Origin of the sequence: Halorubrum sp. C191 (assembly GCF_002727095.1) — an archaeon.
Taxonomy (GTDB): Archaea; Halobacteriota; Halobacteria; order Halobacteriales; family Haloferacaceae; genus Halorubrum; species Halorubrum ezzemoulense.
The window spans coordinates 1-4,356 of record NZ_NHNZ01000072.1; the positions used below are offsets into that span (position 1 = coordinate 1).

The 4,356-nt window shown below is 68.4% G+C and carries 5 protein-coding genes; 1 reads left to right on the forward strand and 4 read right to left on the reverse strand.

Features of this window, described 5'->3' with window-relative positions:
- Positions 1 to 145: 145 nt before the first annotated feature.
- The 4 genes from Z052_RS06000 to Z052_RS06015 form a co-directional block, all read right to left on the reverse strand.
- The gene (locus Z052_RS06000; RefSeq protein WP_049930113.1) at positions 146 to 721 is read right to left on the reverse strand and encodes a chemotaxis protein CheD; all 576 of its coding nucleotides are present in this window, start codon (positions 719 to 721) and stop codon (positions 146 to 148) included.
- A complete protein-coding gene (locus Z052_RS06005) occupies positions 718 to 1,908 on the reverse strand; it encodes a chemotaxis protein CheC (RefSeq protein WP_099288909.1) in 1,191 nt (396 codons plus the stop codon). The genes Z052_RS06000 and Z052_RS06005 overlap by 4 nt, the downstream gene beginning before the upstream one ends.
- Entirely contained in the window at positions 1,908 to 2,264 is a 357-nt protein-coding gene (gene cheY / locus Z052_RS06010; protein ID WP_006628944.1) for a chemotaxis protein CheY, read from the reverse strand. Before cheY ends, Z052_RS06005 begins: the two co-directional genes overlap by 1 nt.
- Before the next feature lie 71 nt (positions 2,265 to 2,335).
- Positions 2,336 to 3,535 (reverse strand): hypothetical protein, encoded by a 1,200-nt coding sequence (locus tag Z052_RS06015; protein ID WP_099288910.1) that lies wholly within the window; start codon positions 3,533 to 3,535, stop codon positions 2,336 to 2,338.
- A gap of 202 nt (positions 3,536 to 3,737) precedes the next feature.
- On the opposite strand from Z052_RS06015, the gene Z052_RS06020 reads away from it, so the two are divergent.
- On the forward strand, positions 3,738 to 4,190 hold the full coding sequence (locus Z052_RS06020; RefSeq protein ID WP_089308388.1) for a zinc ribbon domain-containing protein: 453 nt from the start codon (positions 3,738 to 3,740) through the stop codon (positions 4,188 to 4,190).
- Positions 4,191 to 4,356: the final 166 nt, after the last annotated feature.

Sequence of the window (4,356 nt, forward strand, 5' to 3'; positions counted from 1 at the left end):
ATTACCGTGTACGACCCGCAGAAGGCACTTCAATTCACCCCTCAAAATATCAACCGTGAGAAAGCATGCCGTCGGTCGAATATCAGACGTTACAGGAGTATATGCGGAGAACTGAGACGGGACCGGACCGGCCGCCGATCGGCGCTCAGATCGCCCGCTCGAAGCCGTCGGCGGCGCGGACGACGAGCCGACCGTCCGAGCGGAGCCGGACCGTGCGGCCAACCGCGTCGCCAACGTCGCTGGCGACGATCGGGACGCCGGCGGCGTCGAGCACCTCGCCGACCCGCTCGACGTTCCGCGGACCGACCGCGTCGGTGAGGTCGAGCATCTCGGCGCCGCCGGCGACCCGCGCCTCCAGACGGCGGGGGTCGGCGCCGGCGTCGTCGAGCCCCCCGATCAGCGAGTCGATCCCGGTGTCGACGTACTTCGCGGGCCGCGAGGCGGCCGTCGTCCGTCCCTCGCCCGCGGGCAGCATGGCGTGGAGGAGTCCGCGGACGCCCGCCCGTCGATCGACGAGCGCGACCGCGACGCAGGAGCCGAGCCCGCTGGTCGTCAGGATCGCGTCATCGGCGGTGACCGCGAGCTCGCCCACGCCGACCTTGATCCGCCCAGGGTCGTCGGAGGCCGCGCCACCGGTGACGGCGGCCGGGTCGGCGACTGCGTCGCTCTCCGTCCGCTCCGGCGGGTCGTCAGGCCCATCGTCGGAGAGCGAGCGGGTCACGGGTCGGAAAGGTGGTCGAGCGCCCGCGCCAGTTCGCGCTCGTCGGGGAGCGCGTACACGTCACAGCGCGCCTGGATCCCCTCGGTCTCGATGGCGGTGTCGATCACGAACCCGTAGTCCTGTCGCTCACTCAGCTTCGCGACGAGCGGGCTGATCGTCGAGGCCCCGATGTCGTGGACGAACTCCGGCGGCGAGTGGGTGATCGACGTGCCGAGCACGTTCGCCCAGCCGTCGATGAACCCGCTCGTCATCACGTTGCCGAGCTCGCAGAGCGCGTTCTCGGCCATGTCGCCCAAGGGTTCGTCCGGCTCCATCGGGAGCATCGCGTCGGCGACCGCCGCCGCCGAGGACTCCTCGAAGAGGATCGCGAGGTAGCCGCTCAGCTCTCCTTGGAGCTCGAACACCGTCCCCGCATGGGGCTCGGTGCCGACCTCCGCGGGCACGTCGGCAAGCGGGACGAACCGGAGCCGGCTCACGTCGACGCTCGTCTCTAACCCGGTCATCATCGCGATGTTGTCGGCGGCGTTCGCCGACCCCTTCTTCGCCAGCGACGAGAACGTCGACAGCGACTCGTACGGCACCGCCGTGCTCGCCGTGCCGCCGGCCGCCTCGCCGCCGGCCGCCGCCGCGGGCGCCGTCTTCCCGACGATGAGGTCACGGAAGGGCCCGGAGTCGGGCAGCATGTAGATGGAGAAGTCGAGGTCCGTCGTCGTCGCGTCCAGGCGGCTCTCGAAGAGGAACACACCGTCCCCGGCAAGCGCGCCGTCCGGCAGCACCGCTGCGCCGTCCGCCTCGAAGTACCGCGGGGGCGACATGTCGATTGCCTTCCCGAGGTAGTTCGCCCAGCCGTCGAGGAAGCCGCCCAAGGCGATGTTGCCGACCTCCGTCACGGCGCTGCGCTCCATCGACTGCCCGCCGGGGAGAAGCGAGAGCAGGGCGTCGGCGTTGACCGCGTCGAACGCGAGGACCGCCTCGCCGTCTAACCCGCCGCGGAGCCCGACGCTCACGCCGATCGACTCCCGGCCGGCGAACGACTCGGCGAGGTCCTCGCCGCTGGCGACGCTCGCGCCCGTCACCTCCACCGCGAGGTCGGTCCCGGTCAGGTCCGAGAGCGCGCCGGCGGCCTGTTTGGCCCCTCGTTCCGCGAGGCGGTTACAGGCGCCGAGCGCGCGGACGTCGACGCGCATTATACCGCCGAGCCGATGGCGTCGAGCACGTTCGGCTTCTGGAACGGCTTCGTGATGTACCCCTCCGCGCCCGCCTTGATGGCCGCCTTCATCTTCTCCTCCTGCCCGACACTGGTACACATGATCACCGTCGCGTCGGGATTGTCTTCGAGGATCTCCGTCGTTGCCTCAATACCGTCGCGGATCGGCATCACGATGTCCATCATCACGAGGTCCGGCCCGTGTTCCTCGTACATGTTGACCGCCTCTACGCCGTTCTCTGCCTCCCCGACGATCTCGAACTCGCCCTCGAGGATCTCCCGGAGCAGGTTCCGCATGAACTCCGAGTCGTCGGCGATGAGTACCCGCGTAGCCATTGTTGTCTGAAACCGGGCGCAGCGATCACTTAATCGCTCCCCCGCGGTTCTCAGCGATGAGAACGGAGCTGTCACGAGTCGAGCGCGGCGCGGGCGCGAGGAGCGACGAGCAGCGGCGGAAAAGCCCGAGGCGGCGGCTCGTGCGAAGGCCGATGGTCGGAGCGCCGGTCAGACCCAGTGCCTGAGGAGGTGGACCGCGCCGACGAGGACGGCCCCGCCGAACGCCTCGTGGGCGCCGAACGGGAGGGGATCAGCCCCGAACTGCGCGAGCCGTCGTCGGTCGGCCCCTCGGACAGCGCGCCATCGCCGTCGGTCCCGTTGGCGGCGTGCTCGCCGTCAGAGCTCTCCCCGTCGTCGGACGCTGTCTCGTCGGTCGACTCGCCGTCGTCGTCCGGCCCGTCAGCCGCGTCGTCGCTCGCGGCGCTGTCGGTCGTCCCTCCGTCGCTCGTGTCGATCACGAGGTAGAAGCGCCCGGGCGCGTCGGGCGTCTCCAGTTCGGCCGCGTCGGCGAGAAAGAGTGTGACGTCCTCCGGGTCGGCCCGCGACAGGTTGAGCCGCGAGGCGGGCTCATTGATCCCGGGGTTCGTTTGCCTGACGCGGAGCGACACCCCATCCTCGGCGGTCAGGAAGTCCCTCAGCACGCGGTGGTCGACCGTCTGGCCGGCCTCAAGCGGGCCCGCGTCGCGCGCTGCCGAGAAGTGGAACAGCGCGCCCCGGATGCCGGTCGCCTCGGACCCAAAGACGATCCGGTTGCCCTTCGTCACCGCAGTCCGGTCAAGCCCGTTGGCCTGGAGCCCGGCGAGCGACTTCATGTCGCCGTTGCTGTCGCTGTCGAGGGCGGCCAGGTCGATGCTGGTGAACACCTCGATGTCGTCGCGGAACGCCGGATTCTCCAAGCCGAGGTCGGCTTTTTCCGCGACCTCGGTCGGCTGGACGATGCCCGACTCGTCAACGACGAGGGTGCCGTCAGTGATCGCGAGCCGGTACCGCTGCGAGACGAGCGGGCGAACGAGCCTGGCGGCGACCGTCGCGCCGGCGAAGCCGCTGACGTTGGCGAGGGAAGTCGCTGTCACATCGCCGTCCGCGTTCCTGAACGTGAGACCACACGAGGCGTCGTCGCGGGTACAGCTCCGCCCGTTGGTCTGGTTCGTCCCGATCGTCCGGGTGGTGATCGTTATCGTCGTCTGGGCGGTGATCTTGATCACGTCGACGTACCCAACCGACTGGCCGGTGTCGCTGAGCCGGTTCCCGCCGACGAGCAGGTACGCCACCCGTTGGGGTTGTTCGCTGGGTGGCGTATCTCGATCGGATCGCCGGCCACGGGGGTGTAGGTCGCCCGGGAGAAGCCGCCGCTGATTATCAGGCCGTGTAATGAGGCCGGCGAACTCGGCCGCCGAAATCGAGAATCACCCGACCCAAACGCCTCTGCCGGTCCGAAGAATTAAGCCCTGCGGGAGCCCGAATCACGGCAATATGCCATCGTGTCCCCGCTGTGACGCACCGGTCGACGACAACGCGCGGTACTGCGCGCAGTGTGGCGCCCCGCAGACAGAGGACGCGGCTGAGGAGCTAGACGAGTACGTCCAGCGGCAGGCGGAGCAGGTCGCCGGATCCGACGGCGGGGGCGGCGGAGGCAGCGGATCGAGCGGGACCGACGTTTTCCCGTCGACAGAGGAACTCACCGACCGCGAACAGCTGTGGCGGCGGGGATCGTACGTCCTCGGCTACGGAACGATCGTGATCGCGATGACCCGCGTGCCGGCGGCCGAGTCGTGGCCGCTGATCCTCGCCAGCGTGGCGATCTTACCGCCGATCCGCCGGCTCACCGCCGAGCCGCTGGGCAGTCCACTCAAACGCGAGGTGATGGCGGGGATATACGCAGTTTTCGCAGTCATCGGGATCGCGTTGTTCGTATTGTTGGGATGAGCCAGTGGGTGGCAGTTTTGTGAGGAATTTCGCCTACCCTCCGTCTTTAGTTACGGTTTTCGCAGCATATTGTTGATGGATTGCTATCTTGTGACTTCGGTCTGTCGCGGGTGAATTCTATTCGGCTTAGAGAGACGTTTAAATCGGTACTCAGCTTTGAACGTTG

Coding starts and splice junctions, on each gene's coding strand:
- Z052_RS06005 (WP_099288909.1), bottom strand. CDS start 1,908: ATGCGCGTCGACGTCCGCGCGCTCGGCGCCTGTAACCGCCTCGCGGAA.
- cheY (WP_006628944.1), bottom strand. CDS start 2,264: ATGGCTACGCGGGTACTCATCGCCGACGACTCGGAGTTCATGCGGAAC.
- Z052_RS06020 (WP_089308388.1), top strand. CDS start 3,738: ATGCCATCGTGTCCCCGCTGTGACGCACCGGTCGACGACAACGCGCGG.